General features: G+C 69.6%; 12 protein-coding genes, 1 tRNA gene and 1 pseudogene. 9 read left to right on the forward strand and 5 right to left on the reverse strand.

Going from position 1 to position 16164, the window contains the following annotated elements; translation table 11 throughout:
• The first annotated feature begins 58 nt into the window (after positions 1–58).
• From L7D48_RS03850 to L7D48_RS03865, 4 genes are all read left to right on the forward strand, one after another.
• The gene (locus L7D48_RS03850; protein ID WP_237877383.1) at positions 59–1000 is read left to right on the forward strand and encodes a metallophosphoesterase; all 942 of its coding nucleotides are present in this window, start codon (positions 59–61) and stop codon (positions 998–1000) included.
• Between the two features lie 94 nt (positions 1001–1094).
• Positions 1095–1168 (forward strand) — tRNA-Pro (locus tag L7D48_RS03855).
• Between the two features lie 747 nt (positions 1169–1915).
• Positions 1916–2254, forward strand: a complete 339-nt coding sequence (locus tag L7D48_RS03860; RefSeq protein WP_237877385.1) for a hypothetical protein — start codon at positions 1916–1918, stop codon at positions 2252–2254.
• Between the two features lie 969 nt (positions 2255–3223).
• A complete protein-coding gene (locus L7D48_RS03865; RefSeq protein ID WP_237877387.1) occupies positions 3224–5608 on the forward strand; it encodes a hypothetical protein in 2385 nt (794 codons plus the stop codon).
• Positions 5609–5853: 245 nt separating this feature from the next.
• Here the strand turns inward: L7D48_RS03865 and L7D48_RS03870 are convergent, their stop codons facing one another.
• Genes L7D48_RS03870 through L7D48_RS03880 form a run of 3 tightly spaced genes read right to left on the reverse strand, consistent with a single transcriptional unit; the run spans position 5854 to position 8137 of the window.
• On the reverse strand, positions 5854–7383 hold the full coding sequence (locus L7D48_RS03870; protein ID WP_237877389.1) for a LacI family DNA-binding transcriptional regulator: 1530 nt from the start codon (positions 7381–7383) through the stop codon (positions 5854–5856).
• 46 nt (positions 7384–7429) lie between these two features.
• Positions 7430–7819, reverse strand: a complete 390-nt coding sequence (locus L7D48_RS03875) for a helix-turn-helix domain-containing protein (protein WP_237877390.1) — start codon at positions 7817–7819, stop codon at positions 7430–7432.
• A gap of 60 nt (positions 7820–7879) precedes the next feature.
• Positions 7880–8137 (reverse strand): helix-turn-helix domain-containing protein, encoded by a 258-nt coding sequence (locus L7D48_RS03880; protein WP_237877392.1) that lies wholly within the window; start codon positions 8135–8137, stop codon positions 7880–7882.
• Between the two features lie 514 nt (positions 8138–8651).
• Between L7D48_RS03880 and L7D48_RS03885 the strand changes: the two are divergent.
• The 5 genes and pseudogenes from L7D48_RS03885 to L7D48_RS03905 all read left to right on the forward strand — a co-directional run bounded on the left by L7D48_RS03885 (position 8652) and on the right by L7D48_RS03905 (position 14166).
• Positions 8652–9583, forward strand: a pseudogene (locus L7D48_RS03885) (hypothetical protein).
• Positions 9580–10239, forward strand: coding sequence for an ATP-binding protein (locus L7D48_RS03890; protein ID WP_237877394.1), 660 nt, complete (start codon positions 9580–9582; stop codon positions 10237–10239). The pseudogene L7D48_RS03885 and the gene L7D48_RS03890 overlap by 4 nt, the downstream one beginning before the upstream one ends.
• 872 nt (positions 10240–11111) lie before the next feature.
• Entirely contained in the window at positions 11112–11543 is a 432-nt protein-coding gene (mobC, locus tag L7D48_RS03895; protein WP_237877396.1) for a plasmid mobilization relaxosome protein MobC, read from the forward strand.
• Between the two features lie 4 nt (positions 11544–11547).
• On the forward strand, positions 11548–13215 hold the full coding sequence (locus L7D48_RS03900) for a relaxase/mobilization nuclease domain-containing protein (RefSeq protein ID WP_237877398.1): 1668 nt from the start codon (positions 11548–11550) through the stop codon (positions 13213–13215).
• Between the two features lie 93 nt (positions 13216–13308).
• Positions 13309–14166, forward strand: a complete 858-nt coding sequence (locus tag L7D48_RS03905) for a hypothetical protein (RefSeq protein ID WP_237877400.1) — start codon at positions 13309–13311, stop codon at positions 14164–14166.
• Here the strand turns inward: L7D48_RS03905 and L7D48_RS03910 are convergent.
• Positions 14154–15014 (reverse strand): aldo/keto reductase, encoded by an 861-nt coding sequence (locus tag L7D48_RS03910; RefSeq protein ID WP_237877402.1) that lies wholly within the window; start codon positions 15012–15014, stop codon positions 14154–14156. The genes L7D48_RS03905 and L7D48_RS03910 overlap by 13 nt on opposite strands.
• Positions 14954–16159: a cupin domain-containing protein gene (locus L7D48_RS03915; RefSeq protein ID WP_237877403.1), complete on the reverse strand. Its 1206-nt coding sequence runs from the start codon at positions 16157–16159 to the stop codon at positions 14954–14956. The genes L7D48_RS03910 and L7D48_RS03915 overlap by 61 nt, the downstream gene beginning before the upstream one ends.
• Positions 16160–16164 lie beyond the last annotated feature (5 nt).

Genomic DNA, 16164 nt, shown 5'->3' on the forward strand with positions numbered 1-16164 from the left:
GGCCCCTCCCGTCGCCCGTGCGTCCGCACCCCGCCCGTATGTCTGCGACCATGGGCCCATGCCTGCGCGATACCCGCTCTCCCTCAGAATCCCCCTCGGCATCACGGCGGTAGGCGCGGCCTGCCTCGCCTACTCGGCGGGCATCGAAGCCCGTTCGTTCCGCCTCAGGCGCGTCACGGTGCCCGTGCTGCCGCGCGGGATGCGGCCGCTGCGCGTGCTCCAGGTCTCCGACATCCACATGGTCGGCGGCCAGCGCAAGAAGCAGCGCTGGCTCCAGTCGCTGGCCGGGCTGCGGCCCGACTTCGTGGTCAACACCGGCGACAACCTCTCCGACCCGGAGGCCGTCCCCGAGGTCCTGGACGCGCTCGGCCCGCTGATGGAGTTCCCCGGCGCGTACGTCTTCGGCTCCAACGACTACTACGGCCCCCGGCTGCGCAACCCCGCCCGCTACCTGATGGAGAAGGCCAGCGGCCGACACGGCCTCAACGGCAACCCCCCGGTCGTCGGCGCCGTCCACAACCCGTGGGAGGGGATGCGCGACGCGTTCGACGCGGCGGGCTGGGTCGGCCTGTCCAACACCCGGGGCCGGATCAAGCTCGACGGCGGCGAGGAGATCGCCCTCACCGGCCTGGACGACCCTCACATCAAGCGCGACCGCTACGACGAGGTGGCCGGCGGTCCCGAGCGCGACGCGGACCTCCCCCTCGCCGTCGTCCACGCCCCGTACCTGCGCGTCCTGGACGCCTTCGCCGCCGACCGCTACCCGCTGATCCTGGCCGGCCACACCCACGGCGGCCAGCTCCGGGTTCCCTTCTACGGCGCCCTGGTCACCAACTGCGACCTGGACACCGACCGGGCCCGCGGCCTGTCCCACCACGAGGCGGAAGGTTACCGTTCCTACCTCCACGTCTCGGCGGGCTGCGGTGCCAACCGCTACACCCCCTTCCGGTTCGCCTGCCCCCCGGAGGCCACTCTCCTCACCCTGATCGAGCGCCCCTGACCGCGTCCGCCACACCCCGCATCGCCTCCGCCGCACCCCGGAAACCGGATTTCTCCTGAGCGCGGGCGTGGGCTAAAGTAGTCCTCGTTGCACACGGGGTGTGGCGCAGCTTGGCAGCGCGCTTCGTTCGGGACGAAGAGGTCGTGGGTTCAAATCCCGCCACCCCGACAGCCGAAACACCAGGTCAGGGGCCTGATCCGCGAGAGCGGGTCGGGCCCCTGACCCGTTTCCGGAGGCCGCTTGGGAGCCGTCTGGGAGCCGGTCTCTGTCCCCGGCTCCCAAATCCGCAGGTCCACGGCAGGGAGCGTGGCGCGCGGATGCAGGGTCGGTGGCCAGTTGCGCGCAGTCTTGCCGGCGCCGAGCTGATAGGTGATCCGTACCGCGTAGTGCCTGCTGGCGGGGACGGCGGGGCCATGCAGACGAGCCCGCCACACGCACGGGTCCCTGCGCCTCGGGAAGAACAACCTTGATCAAGGTGAGCTATCGATCAAGGCGAATCGCACAGCATGGAAGCTGTCCATAGAAGATGTGCTTCGGCTTACGGGGCCGCTCGCGGTTGAGGAGAGCAGCCCCCGTAGCGCCTATCCGGCTGTCGGTGCCTGTATCCAGGCGGGCGGCATAGCGTTCGCAGGAGCGGCGGACCAGGTGAAGTCGAAGCCCTTGGCTGCCATGTCGGCGAGTAGTTCAGAGACGATCGGTGTCTGGCCGAAATCCTCATGGCATCCCCGCGCTCCACCACCGGCCTGTGGATGAACACATGGCGCTGATGGCGGTGGTCGCCGCCCTGGCGTGGCAGGAGGTCGCTGTTCAAGCCCCTACGCTGGCGCGTTGCCGCCAGCCACGCGCCAGCGTCCCGGACATGGGTAGCTGCAGTCTCTTCCCAACCCTCCTGTTAATTTAGTAGATTACTGAGTTATGGACTTCACAATTATCAAGCACGCGGTCGAGGTCGACCACGGCATCAAGCGCTTGTCCATGCACTTCATCAAGAAGCACGCAGCGCCGGGACGGGCCCGGCTCAGCTCGGAGCTGTGCGCTCAGATCAGCGAAGAGTTCGAAAGGATCGGGCTCACCACCTTGCCACGCACGTTGCCGACATCCGAGAACGAGTTCGTTTGGGTCATCCAACGCAACAGCGTCCTGGGCGAAGTGGTAGCCGTCGCCGCCGCCCTGGCGCACCTGGACAAGCTAGGGATGAGTCCCCTCCCTCAGGTGTTCGACAACCATCCGCAGGCCAAGGGCAACTTGCGCTGAAGTGACGTAGAAGCGGTACGTCTAGCTTCTGTATGCCGTGTACATCAGCAGGCGTATCTCCTCGCCAGGACAAGGCAAGTGCTAAAAACTGACTGCGCGAGCCGCGAGTCACCCGTATGGTGGCGCCAACAAGCGCTCCTCAGCATGCTGGTGATGCGCCGTCACCTATGCCTTTCTGGCAACGGCACCGTCAGGAGTTACGGATGAGCAACGCTGAAGGGATACGCATCCCACGCGAGGAACCCGTCTTCATCATCGGCACCTCCGGGCGACTTCCGCTTCGGACCACATGCGTGCTTGAACTGACAGGTGCAGAGATCTCGAAGCATCGGCATAGGTGGCACACCCTTCTCAATAACCGCCTACGCGTCCCCACATCAAGGCCACTACCACATCCGAGCAGACTCGTCAAGGGGGAATATGACGCCCGCTTGCAGGCCCTCAGCCCCAAGGCTGCGCGGGCGCTGGGTCATCAACACGCCAGGCAGTTCACTGAGGCACTGGCCGAGTTACCGAAACTGCACATCACTCACATGCCCAAGTTGCACTCCCAGCAGGCAGGGCAGAAGGTGCTCGACTGGTTGTGCACTCAGCTCGCAGGACACCCCTCGGGCCTCGCTCTCATTCATACCAGCTGTGGAATTACCTGGTATCACCTCACGGCGGACGGTCCGGATCTCGAACCTCTGCCCCCGGAATCACCAGCTTTGAAGGCTCTTCCCTGCCGTGCGACCGAGATCGAGCTGTTCCTGACGCCCGCAAAACTCGGGGCTTACGCCGCTTACCAGGACCGCTGTTACCCGGACACGCACCGCAGGCCGACCTGGCTCCCGGCAGAGTTGCCTTGGGCAAAAAAGGATGCGTCGGGAAACAACGTGTCATAACGAACCAGGCGGCGAATTCTTGAGACTCGCCGCCTTCGTGATGACCACCGCAGACCGCTTCGAACCACATTGGAGATCTGTCCCCATGACCACCAGCAACCCCGCCCCCCTTTCGATCGATGTCTCCTGGGGAACAGACACGATCCGGGTAACCAACATCTCGCCCCACCTTCCTGCCGACTCAACGGACAGCCACGTCGCAGCGGTAACCGCGGCAGGCCAGGCAAATCCGAGCACCTGGCTACCGGACGCCTCGTGGGGCGCCATAGCGCATGCAACAACTCGGCCCGATGCGCTGACGGCTCAGCTTCGTCCGACGTCAGATGACCCCTCTGGCCTCCTGATGGTCGAAAACGTCGAGGGGGCAACGCTGTGGTCGGTCGTCACCCGTGTCCTGCTGAGCGAGCTGTTCCCCGGGCCTCAACCTCGTACCGGCATGGAAGTTTCGGAGGTACCCGACCCACAGGTGCACGGAATCACCCGCGAAGGCCGTCCTAGTGCGATCGTGCAGTACCGCTACGAGAGCCTCGTCCACCTCCGGAACCACGTGTGGCAAACCATCCACGCGACGCTATCGCTCAACAGCTATGCGACCTCCATCCTCACGCGCTCCGTAACCCGCAATCTGATTACCCACCCTGTCGAGATCGCCTTCGAGGACGGTACGGAGCCGATCCACGTTCTCGTCGTCCGTGACGGGATCACCCGGCTCGCCAGCGCTTGGGCGGTACTGGCCGGGCACGGCGCCGACCCCGCCGAGGTGGCCACCTTGGCCACTGACGCACTGCTCGGCAGTGCTTCCGCAGCAGGGGTGGCCGCAGGGCCCGGTCTCGGGCAGCGGCTGGCTGCCAGCCGGGCACAGTGGCGCCAGGCACGGCGGCAGGAGTTCGACGGCGAGATGAAGGGAACGACGCCTGGTGTCCGGGCCGCTCAGATCGCCCAGTCCTACGTCATTCCAGCACAGATCGCTGTCGGCATCGAGGGCCACGACGGCCGGGTGCTGTCACCCGAAGACATCTTCGACGACGCCATCCGCTCCGTACTGGCCTCGGTGCACGTCGAGTTCAAGCAGTGGGACGCGGCGGCCCAGAACGTCGAGGTCATCACCCGGGCCCTGAAGCGGATCATCCAGCAGGGAGACCCGCGCTGGAATACGGCCGACCTCCAGGCGGTGTACGGCCTTGCCGTCGGCCGCATCCCCGTGACCGAACTTCCGCAGGTCTTCGGGGGCGAACCGGCCCCTCCCGGGACCGCCCTGTGGCGCGCCGTCTACCTGATCAGCGCCCTGACCCAGCCGGACCTCCTCGAACTGCTCAAGGACCAGGCCAAGGCCATCAAGGGCGGTCAGCGCATGAGTATGAAGGGGTTCGGTGAGCTACTCGGACCGATCATCGACCTGCCCTGGCGCGCTAAGAAGAAGCTGGTCACCAAGCAGGCACGCAACGCGTGGAACAACGGCGGTGTGCTGTCGGCCGACGTCACTCAGGGCTGGACTCCGATCCCCACCGAGGACTTCACCACACTGATCGAACCGGCGATGAACGGCGACGACGACGCTCGCCGCACCCTGGCGGTGGCCGGCGGCGTCGCGCTGATCGCCGACAAGCTCCTGACCAGGAACGTCGGCTCATCGCTGGGGGCCCGGAAGGAGAAGGGCGGAGTCCCCTTCCGTTCGGACGTGAACAAGGTCATCGAGGGGCTTTCCAAGCCGACGAACGAACTCGGCCTGTGGACCCTCGCACTGGCCGCCAACACCTTCCGCAGCAACGACCTGCCGCAGAACTCCGTGCCCAAGCAAAGCCTCACAGGCAAGGAGTCGGCCGAATCCGACGAGCCGCCGTACATCTACTTCAAGGTCGACCTCGACGCGGAAGACCATATCGCCGTTGACGCCGACGGTGTGCCAGTGCCGTTGTACGAGTGGGACGTCGTCGCCGCCTCGGACCCGGATCGTATGGCGAAGGTTGCACCGCCAACGGTCGTCATCCCGCCTCCGGCTCCGCCCGCGCTTAACGAGGGGACTACGTCGACCGATGAGTCGGAGTCACCGCAGAACGGATCTCCTGTCGACCAATCCGGCGAGACGTCCGATGTGGAGGCCTCCGGGACGCCACTGTTCCAGTACGGGACCGTCGACACAGGAATCGAGACCGTGGTCGGAGCGTTGATTCCCCGACCCCGAGACGAGGATATGTCGGTTCCGCCCAGCCAACTCGCCGCCGCGCACCGAAAGGCCCTCCACCTCGGGGTGCAGGGTGCCCGGGACGCCCTTGACCATCTGCACGCACTGGAGCCGGAAGTCGGGGACCACACTCCGATCATCCCGGTAGGCACACTCGACGACCTACACAAGCTGCTGGTCGGCATCCTGACCGACGTGGAGAACCTGCGGCGCAGGACCGTGGAGAACCATGCGCCAGAGGAGGACAACTCGGAATCCGAAGAGCCCACTGATACGCCTCTTGACTGAATAGTAAGGGAGTTGACGGCTCGAGCTCCGACGCCCCAACGGTGAAGCATCAGTCAGGGCCAGTGCTGAAAAATTCAGACTGGTCCTGACTTGCTGTAGGCCCCGGTTTGAGTGCCACGAGTAGCGTTCCGTCAGCGCTCCACGTGCATAGGACACGACCAGCACCTCCGCCGCGGAAGCAAGCCGCAGCCGCACAGTGTCGAAGCCCGTGTCACAACTGGCCGAAGGCCACAGCACTCTGCTTGCTACGACTTGGCAGGCACACGTGACACCCCGCGTGCCGATAGGAGATCACTCAGTACGCGCACTGGTGACGTGGCACTTATGGCCAACCGGGCGTCGAGGGCCGCCTCCCACTGTTCAGCCAGGCCACGCATCAACCGCTTGCGCATGCCGGGGGTGACGTGTGCGTAGCGTGCTGAGACGGAACCGTCGATGTGGCCCATGCGTTCGTCCATGAGGACCTTCTCGGTGCCGAGGTCCTCCATCACGGTCCGGTGGGTGTGGCGGAGGCCGTGGGGTGTGAGGCCCTTGGCGATCGGCAGCCAGCAGGAGTCGGCCCGTCCGCCGGCGCCGCGGCCGCGTGTCGGGATGCCGGGCCAGGGCTCGCCGAGCAGGGGGACGGGCCGGGCCTCCTGGGGGGCCTTCTTCGGGTACCAGCCCGAGGTTGCCGGGGTGAACAGCCAGGTGGCGAAGCCGTTGCGGCGCCAGTGGGCCGCGTTCTCCGTCGGCGCGCCGCCGCGTATGAAGCCGAGTTCGGTGATGGCCGTCTCCACGCGGGCGCGGGTGTCCTCGCGGACGCGCTCGGGGTGGTTGAGGACGTTGGAGACCGTGCCGGTGGAGACGCCGGCGCGGCGGGCGACGTCCGCCAGCTTGGCGCCCTGGTGCCCGCCGGTGCGCGCCGTGCCCTGGCCGCGGAAGACGTACCGCTTGCCGTGGCAGGGGCACGGGGACGGTTTGGTACGGGCGATGTGGTCGGCGATCAGGGCGGACAGGAAGTCGGGGGCGTCGATGGTGCGGTAGCTGTCGTCCTTGGGCGGGCAGCGGATCAGCGTCCCAGAGTCCAGCTCGTACAGCTGGTGCTCGACGCGGACGGCGCCGGGGCGGGTGAACTCGGTCTCCAGGCCGACGATCTCGCCCCACCGCATCCCGGTGTACGCCATGAGGACCACGGCGACGAACTCGTCGTCGCGGCCGGAGAGCAGTGCGGCTCTCTCGGCGATCAGCAGGGCGCCGAGAGGATCGGTGATGGTCTTCTCGGGGCCGCGGTCGCGGGAGCGGCCGGCGCGCTTGCCGCGCCCGCGGCGTCTGGCCGCCGGGTTGGAGGTGATCAGGCCCTCGTCGATCGCGTCCTCGAGGATCAGGTGGAGCGTGGAGCGCCAGGTCTTGACGCTGGAAGCCGCGTAGAGGGCCTTCTCCTTCTTCTCCCACAGATCGACGTCCGAGCGGAGGATGCCGGCGAGCGCCTTGTCCTCGAACGCGGGGAGCAGGTGCTCCTCGATGTGGCGCTTGTAGTTCTGCATGGTCGAGGCGGCCAGGTCCTGGGCGGCGTACCAGCGGTTCGCGTACTCGCCGAAGGTCTCCTGGCCGAGCGCCGGGTCGCGCCAGTCGCCGCGCCGGTACCTGTTCTCGGCCTCGCTCGCGGCACGCTGGGCCTCGCCCTTGGTGGCGAACCTGACCGCCTTGCCCCGCTCGTCGACGACCGTGAGGTGCTTGCCGGGCGCGGTCTTGTACCGGCCGCGCCAGTAGTTTCCGCGCTTCTCCGCGAAACCCAACTTCCGGTGGCTCCTTCGCTTCTGTCTGCTGCGTGTCGGGATGCGTTTACGCGGTGGCGTCGTACTGGGCCCGGCGCGGTGGCCGGGCCCGCAGGTGGTTCACCGAAGTGGCGGGGTGGCGGCGCGGCTGTGGGGATCCGTCCAGGGTGGCAGCCGGGGAGGACGGAGCGGCCACGTTCCCGGCCGGCTGGGCGGGCCGTGCCGGTGTCTCCTCGTGGATGCGGATGATCTCGGCGAGATGGCCGGCGGTGAAGCGGTAGGCACGGCCGACGCGGGTGTGCGGGATGAGGCTCCGCCGGGCCCGGTCCTTGACCCACCAGGCAGAGCAGCCGAGTGCTTCGGCGATCTCCTCAGGTCGGTAGAGGCGCGGCAGAGGGGCGTCGCCCGGGTTGTGCGGGAGGTGTGCGGTCGCGGGCGTGGGCGAAGGTCGGTGCAAGGGCGGCGGGTCCTGACTCGGTGGTGGACGTGCTCGGTCAGCGGTACCGGACGGGCCTCGTCACGGGGCGGTCGGGCCCCGCAGCAGCACGAGGGGCGAGACGAGGAGGGCTTCGGCGATCGCGGCGAGGTCGTCGACGTCGCAGCGGCGCTGGGCACGTTCGATACGGGACAGCATCGTGTTGGACATCGGGCGGCCGAGGGCGGTCACCCGGCCGGCCAGCTGGCGCTGCGCGAGGCCGCGCTCGGTGCGGAGGATTTCGATGGTCCGGGTGGCCCGTATTCCTACGGGGCCGATTTCCAGTGGTCGCGCTGCCATATCTCCATTACTAGCCTGCATTCGCCGGTTTGGTTAACCGGCGATCGTGGTCTATGTTGCGCCTCGCTCGGCACACACGCGGAGGGTTCTCCGCAGCCGGGAAGCCCGGGGCCGCGATACTGAACGGCACTCGGAAGAGGCTCTGACGTGGGGTGTTGTGTTGTAGCTTCCCCGGCGGGAGCCCGTCAACGGCTTGGCGATGTGATCCTTCCGGCTCGGCATCCAAGGGCAGCTTTTTGGTCAACCGCCGATCGTGCCCTACCGTTTTCGCACCGCCCTTCACGGCCCTGTTTTGCGGCGGCTCTTCTGCCGTCAGAGATTCGGCTGTATCGGGCTGGACTTGCATGTCCTGGGTGTGGCTATGTTGACGACACCCCCGGAAAACGCGACCGGCCATCAGCGCACCCCGCGCCAGTGGCCGACCACTCCCCCCTGCCCTTCACGCCCGAACCGCCGCAACCGACGGTGAGCCGTGGACGCCCGCCCACCGCCCGCCGAGTGAGGACCGCTCCTCTTGGCACGCATCCGCACCATCAAGCCCGAAGCATTCGTCTCCGAGTCCCTGGCCGCCGTCACTCTGACCGCCGAGCGGACCTTCTTCGGCCTGCTCACCCAGGCCGACGACCAGGGCCGCCACCGCGACCACGCCGCGATCATCGCCGGACAGCTGTGGGTCCTACGCCCGGAACACACGCCCGCCGAGGTAGAGAAGGACCTCGCCCAGCTCGCGGACGCCGGCCTGATCTGCCGCTACAAGGGCCCGGACGACAAGCGCTACCTGCACATCGTCACCTGGTACCAGCACCAGAAGATCAACCGGCCCAGCAAGAGCCGCCTCCCCGGCTGCCCGCACCACGGCGCTCCGTCCGGCACCGCGGGGAGCACCACCGCGCCTGCCGCACGGACCGGTGTCACGGAGCCCGCACCAACGCCTCACGGACCCTCCATGAAGGCTCCCGTGAGATGCGCGAGTCCACACTGAATCCCGGCCCTGCTGACGAAACCGCAGGTGAGGACGGTTTCACGGAACCCTCCGTGAAGAAGCACGGAGACCTCCCGGCAGCGGCGGTGACACCTCACCGTCCGGATCTAGGACCTAGGATCATGGATCTAGGAACTACTCCGTCGGGGGGCGCGAGCGCCCCCGCACCCGACACCGTCTCGGCCCGGCAGCTCATCGGCGAGTACGTCACCGCCTGCGCCCACCGCCCCCCGAAGGACGTCCTGGGACACCTCGGCCGGGAGGTCGGCAAGCTGCTGGCCGAGGGCATCGATCCCGCCCACATCCGTTCCGGGCTGGAACGCCACCGGGCCAAGGGCCTGCACCCCAGCACACTTCCCAGTCTCGTCCACGAGGCGATGAATGCCGCCCGGACCGCCTCCGCCGCCCACCGCCCGTGGACGAACCCGGCCGACGTCGAGGCGGCCTACGGGGGCGAGCTGTGACCACCGCCCACACCCGCGCGCCGCAACGCGTCGGCCCGCTGGCCGACGCCCGCATACCCGCCCGCTACCGCCGCGCCCTGGCCGACCACCCGCGGATCACCGCCTGGGCCGACACCATCGCCCGCACCGGCCGCCCCGGGCCGGGCGGCGCCCCGGGCATCGCCGAGGGCCCGTCCCTGCTGATCGCCGGTCCCACCGGCACCGGCAAGACCCACCAGGCGTACGGCGCCATCCGCACTCTCCTGGCCGCCGGAGTCCGCCTGCGCTGGGAGGCCGTCACCGCCGCCGACCTCTACGCCCGCCTGCGCCCCCGCTCCGGCCACGACGGCGAACGCGACCTGCAAGCCCTGGCCCGCTGCCCACTGCTGCTCCTGGACGACCTCGGCGCCGCCAAAGCCAGCGAGTGGACCGAGGAACTCACCTACTGGCTGATCAACCACCGGTACGAGCACCTGCGCCCCACCCTGATCACCACCAACCTCCCCATCACCGAGCTGCGCACCGCGCTTGGCGACCGCGTCGCCTCCCGCCTCGCCGAGATGACTGACCGCGTCATCCTCACCGGCTCCGACCGACGCCGGACACCCGCGCACGCTCCGGTGCCGACCGCTGTGGCCGCCCCTCCGCCGACCCCGGTCCCAGGACGCACCCGCTGAACAACCCCACACCCGAACGGAACGGCGGCGGACCGGCCCGCCGCTGAAGGAGATGACCAGACCCTCGCGGTCCCCGCCGAACAGAGCCGGGGACCGGACCACCCGGGGACCACGGTCCCCGCAGTCCCGGTCTCCTCGGAGGCCGGTAGCTGGGGACCGGAACGCGGACCGCACTGGGAATCGGGGACTGGGGACCGAACCATGTCGGGCACCGCAGCCCCCCCCGGGGACTGTGGGACCGGGGACCGTCCCGAAGATCGGGGACCGCGCACACCCACCGGGACCGCGGACCAGCATCACCGCAGGTCCGCCGCCCATGGCCCCTCTGCGCAACTCCGTTCCCCGGGACCACCGCCTGCCTGCCGACCACGGGACGGTCCCCGCAAACCGACAGCAGATCCCGTTCGGGGACCGTCCCCGCCCACAGGCACAGGCGGCGGGGACCGAGCCGGGAACGGGACCATCCCGGGGACCGAAAACCGCGAACCGCCCCGGGGACCGAGGACCGCAGGTCAAGGCCAGCGAAGACGGGACCCAGACGCGGTCCCACCAAGCCGCTGCACGGCTCCCAGTGAATACGCCGGACAAGGACCGTCCGCGAGCAGGACGGCAACGGCATCACGGGCCCACCACGCCCTGGACATCTGATCGCCTTCATCCGGCGCCCGCCACCCACAGCCACCATGGAGGCACCGCGCATGCACCACCCACACGCCAACCGCGCCCAACGATCACAGCAGGAGGCACCCACGGCCGTCATCGGGGCAGCAAGTTGTCGGGTTAGGAGTCCTTACCCGGCCTCCGCCCCGGGGGTGGCGGAGGCATCCGGCGCTGCGGGGGCGCCGGGGTCGGCTGGCCCGGGGGAGCCGACCGTGGGAGGGGCCACCGAGCCGTCGCCGAGCGCGCCGCAGCCGCCCACGCCGCGTCGTCGTCTGCGCGAGCGTCAGCTACGTGAGCGCCGCGTGCATCCGCGCTACAGCGACGACGAGTTCGCCGACCTTGCGAGAGCGGCTGGCGCCAGTGGCATGCAGGTGGGCGGCTACGTCGCCGAGGCGTCGCTGGCCGCCGCCCGCGCCGACGACCCCGCGGCGGCGGTCGCCGACTACCGCGCCGCGGTCAGAGTGCTGATGGCCGCCAACGGGCAGCTGGGCAGGGTCGGCAGCAACCTCAATCAGCTCGCCCGGCACCTCAACCAGGACGGCGCCCTTCCCGAGCGGGAGGCGGTCCGCCGCCTCCTGGACTGCGTCGAGGCGTCGATCGCCGAGCTGGACACGGCCATCACCCAGGTGACGGCGGGGCGATGAGCCGGTGATACCGAAGATCATCCTCGGCAGAGGCAGTACCCGCCGTCTGGTCGCCTACCTGTTCGGCAAGGGTCGGGCGAACGAGCACACCGATCCGCACCTGGTGGCTTCCTGGAACGACTTCGCCCCCGACCCCGGCCGCAGCCCGCACCGCGACCTGAAGGCGGTGGAAAAGCAGCTCGCGGCCCAGCTCGACCAGCCGGTGGCCCTGCTGGGCGACCGGGCGCCGAAGAACACCATCTGGCACTGCCCGGTCCGTGCCGCACCGGAGGACCCGGTCCTCACCGACGCCCAGTGGGCGGACATCGCCCGCCGGATGGTGACCGCCGCCGGTCTCGCCTCCGATGGGGACGGCCAGGCGTGCCGCTGGGTGGCGGTACGGCATGCCGAGGACCACATCCACATCGCCGCCACCCTCGTCCGCCAGGACGGCCGCCGCCCCGACCGGGGCCACGACTACCGCGCCGTCCAGAGGGAGGCACGAAGAATCGAGGCCGACTACGGGCTTCGGCGCTTGAAGCCCGGGGACGGCACCGCGGCCAAGCGCCCCACCAGCAAGGAGCACTTCAAGGCCAAACGGCAGGGCCGGGACGCCACCGCGAGGGAGGTCCTGCGCCTGCGGGTCCGCCGCGCGGTGGCCGCCGCCACCGACGAGGCCGGGTTCTTCGCGCTGCTGGCCGCCTCCGGCGTGGAGGTGCGCCCGAAGGCCGGGCCGTCCGGCGACCTACTGGGCTACAGCGTCGCCCTGCCCGGCGACACCAACGGCCAGGGTGAGCCCGTGTGGTACTCCGGCTCCACCCTGGCCGGCGACCTCTCCCTGCCCCAGGTTCGCCAACGCCTGGGCACCCTCACCCCCGAGCCGGTACCCGCCCGCCCGGCCGATCCCTGGCACCAGGCCACCGCGGCCACCGAGCGCATCCCCCACCACCTCACCGGCAGCGACGACAGGGTGGCGCAGGGGCAGCTGGTCGCCCTCGGCGGAGCCTTGGACCTCCTGCCGGTTGCCGCACCGGCCGGTCTGCGGGACGAGCTGGAGCAGGCCGCCGTCGCCTTCGAGCGCGCCACCCGCTCCCGCATCACCGCGGACCTCGACAGCGCGCGTGTCCTGCGCCGCAGTGTTCAGATGATCGTGCGCGACCCCGCCCTGGCGGACGGCGCCGGGCTGGCCATGCTGTTGGACGCCGCGCTCCTCGCCGTGGCCTACGCCAGGCACTGGCACCGCGCCCACCGGCACGCTCAGCAGGAAGCAGCTGCCGAGCGGACCCTTCTCCACCTCCAGACCGCCTACACACGAATCGCCGGGCCGGTCCTGGACCACTTCGCCCACCGCACCCCCAGCCTCCAGACCAAGCAACGCCTCGCCCTCCACCTCCAACAGGCGGCCCCCGAGCACGCCGAGCGCATCCTGAACGACCCCGCCTGGGATGCCCTCGCCGCCGTGCTCGCCGACGCCGAGACCACAGGCCACAACGCCGCAACCCTCCTCGACCAGGCCCTGGGCCAGCGCACCCTGAACGACGCCCGCCACCCCGCCCGCACCCTGACCTGGCGCATCCACCGCCTCGGCCAACGCCACGCCCCCAGCCCACAAGCCCAGGCAGCCAGAGCACGCACCACCGCGCAGCACCCCGCCGCTCCAGACCCGCAGCCGTCCCGGACACGGCACCGCTGACCACACCGAGCGGACCGCTGTGCCGCGTCTTCCCCATCGGAGACACGGGAGGCCGGTTCCTTGCTAGCGTCGGACGGCCGCCAAGGAGGTTCCATGCCATCTTCCGCGCCTGCCACCGCACCGGCCGACCTGCGAATCGAGCCGGTCGACGCTGTGCTCGATGACGTCGAGCGGTCTCTCCAGACCCGGCTGGACTGGGACACGCTGGTGCGCAAGCGGCGCTCGCTGGGTGCGCGGACGGACCGGGGCACATGGGTGCGCATCGAGCGGCGCCGGATGGAGAAGATCGGGAGCCAGGGCTGGAACGGCACCGAGTGCGCGGCCGTGCTGGAAGGAGTCGCGCAGCCCCGGTGGCACCGGGCGGTGGTGTGGCGCCAGCCGGACGGTGCCGCGATGTGGCGGGCGGACGAGACCGAACTGCTGCCCGGCGCGCCGATCGGCACCAGCGTCCTGGCCACCGATCCCAGGCTGCCGGATGCGTGGTGGCAGGCGTTGAACGCCTCGCTGGATGCGCTGGCCGCCCACCGCACGAGCCGCGTCGCCACTCCGGACACCGTCACGATCACCCAGCGGGATGTCACCGAGGCGATCGGTCGGTTCCTGCCCGACGGCATCGATACGACGGTGAGCCAGTGGCGGCCCGCGCACGCGGACCTGAACTGGGCGAACATGACCGGCCCGGAGTTCTGCCTGTTCGACTGGGAGGACTGGGGCATGGCACCTCGAGGGCTGGATGCCGCATCGCTGTGGGGCAACTCCCTCGCCGTCCCGGCCCTGGCCGAACGCGTCCGCCACGAGCGGCGCCGCGACCTGGAGAGCCGGGACGGCAAGCTGATGACCCTGTTCGTCTGCGCGAAGATCCTGGCCCCGGACGCCCATCCCGAGGACCCTCGTCTGGAGCCGGCACGCCGGAGGGCGGCGCGGATCGCAGAGGAACTTCAGACCGGCTGACGGCCCGTCCGCTCGCGGAGAAGCCGCCGGTACGTGCGCAGGCTGCCGACATCCGCCTCGTACCGCAGGGCAGTGACCAGCTCCGCCAGGTGGGACGGGTCGTCCGTGCCGACGGCGACCCTCCCCACCTGCGGCAGCCGGTAGGCGGTGCGGAACGCGGCCTGTACGGCGGAGAGACCGTCGTCAGGGTCTTGGACGAAGACCTGCGGGTCGAAGGTCTTCCACAGCGGGTCTCCGGTCCCGCCTCCGAAGGGGCTCATGCCCCACAGCTGATCGAGGCCGAGGCCCCATCGTGCTGCCAGGGCATCCGATGCGTCCAGGACGTCGATCGGAACCAGAAGCCCCGCCCGAATCATGAGCACGTCGGGCCTGGGCATGGTGTCGTCCACGAGGCCGGGCAGTGGGCGGGGGTCCCATGAGGAGACGCCCCAGGCCCCGCACAGCCCGTCCGCCGCGGCTTTCTCCAGGGCGGCGCACGCCGTACCCAGCGCTTCCTGACCAGCGGAGGAGCGTTCGGGCAGGGAGCGTTCCGGATTGTGCAGGAACACCAGGTCGGGGACGCGTCCGAGACCACGGTTGGTCTGTTCCACCGCTGCCCGGAGCCTGCCGGGGTCGAGTGAGTGCTCGGCCCCGCCGGCGGTCGGGAAGAATCCGACCTTGGTGGAGACCGTGAAGCGGGGCAGGAGGTCGCCCCCCACCTCCGCCAGGGCGGTGTGGGCCGAGAAGCCGTGGTAGTTGAAGCTGGTGTCGATCGCCTCGACACCGAGTTCCAGCGCGCTGGTGAGGATCAGGCGCTCATGACGAGATCGGTGTAGCCCGAGGACAACTCGGGGGTCAGGTTCGCGCACAGTTCCTCCTCCACCAGGATCTTCGCCAGGGCCTCCACCTCGGCGCCCACGACCTGGGCGGCCTCGTCCAGCCGCACCGGGTGGCCGCTCAGGAGCAGGCGGAGTCCGGGAAGGGCCTTGGCGGCGAAGGTGAGCTTCTTGCCCGCGGCCACCACGGTGACTGTCTCCTGCTCCTCCTGGATCAGCGGCGGGAACTCGCTGACACACACCACGGCCTCAAGCGGCCCGAAGATCTCCAGGAAGGGGACGTGCCGGCCGGCGGGGGCCTCGCGCTCGCGGAGCCGGAGGAACTCCGCCGGGCCGCGGGCGTCGAGGAGCAGGGAGGTCGCGTCGTTCAGCCGCTGCTCCTGGGCCCGCCGTTCCTCCGGGCTGCCCCAGCGGTCGAGGTCATGGCGGAACACCTCCTCCTGGCGGGACCAGTCGGCGAGCCAGGTCAGCCAGCTCACGGCGGTGCGCTTGGCGAACCCGAAGGTCACGTGGGTGCTGTGGCCGCCGCCCCGGCCCGCCCGGGTGGCGGCGTGCCAGTAGCCGCGGGGAATGTGCATGACGTCGCCGGCCTTCATGGTGCCGGTCCACACGATCTCCTCGCTGGGGGTGTTGTTCCGCTCGGCGTCCCGGAACATGGGCACGGGCCGTGACGTGCCACGCACCTCCCACTGCTTCTCTCCGGCGAGTTGCACGATGAGGACGTCGTGGTCGTCCCAGTGCAGGTCGAAGCCGGAGGCGTCGTTGGTGGTCAGGTACACGTTCGCCTGGACGTGCTCCCGGGACCACCACTGCAGGGCTCGGCACGTCACTTCCATCGTGGGGTCGAAGACGTTCGACTGGTCCAGGACCAGCGTCGCGCCCTCGCGCAGCAGGCTGCCCACGCGGCGCATGCCGGCCATCGGTATCGCCTGGCCCCGGGGTGTGACCTGCCGGTCCAGGTACGCGTCGGGGTGCAGCTCCTCGCCGCCTTTGAAGAAGCGGAACTGGGGGTTGGCCAGGCTCCGGCGCATGACCATGTCGAGCAGGCGCGCGGGCGTGAGCAGTCGGGTGACGAGCTGGGGGTCGCCGATGCTTCCCCGGGTGAAGTCCTTTCCGAGCGGGGCCGGGCCGTCCCACCCCAGTGCCTCTTCGACGGCGCGGACCAGACGGTGCTCCATGGGCT

It is taken from the genome of Streptomyces sp. ICN903 (assembly GCF_022015835.1).
GTDB classification, from domain to species: Bacteria; Actinomycetota; Actinomycetes; order Streptomycetales; family Streptomycetaceae; genus Streptomyces; species Streptomyces fenghuangensis.

What these genes read in the sequence shown, in the direction of transcription:
- L7D48_RS03850 (WP_237877383.1), top strand. Translation starts at nt 59, where the DNA reads ATGCCTGCGCGATACCCGCTCTCCCTCAGAATCCCCCTCGGCATCACG.
- L7D48_RS03860 (WP_237877385.1), top strand. Translation starts at nt 1,916, where the DNA reads ATGGACTTCACAATTATCAAGCACGCGGTCGAGGTCGACCACGGCATC.
- L7D48_RS03865 (WP_237877387.1), top strand. Translation starts at nt 3,224, where the DNA reads ATGACCACCAGCAACCCCGCCCCCCTTTCGATCGATGTCTCCTGGGGA.
- L7D48_RS03880 (WP_237877392.1), bottom strand. Translation starts at nt 8,137, where the DNA reads ATGGCAGCGCGACCACTGGAAATCGGCCCCGTAGGAATACGGGCCACC.
- L7D48_RS03905 (WP_237877400.1), top strand. Translation starts at nt 13,309, where the DNA reads ATGCCATCTTCCGCGCCTGCCACCGCACCGGCCGACCTGCGAATCGAG.
- L7D48_RS03915 (WP_237877403.1), bottom strand. Translation starts at nt 16,159, where the DNA reads ATGGAGCACCGTCTGGTCCGCGCCGTCGAAGAGGCACTGGGGTGGGAC.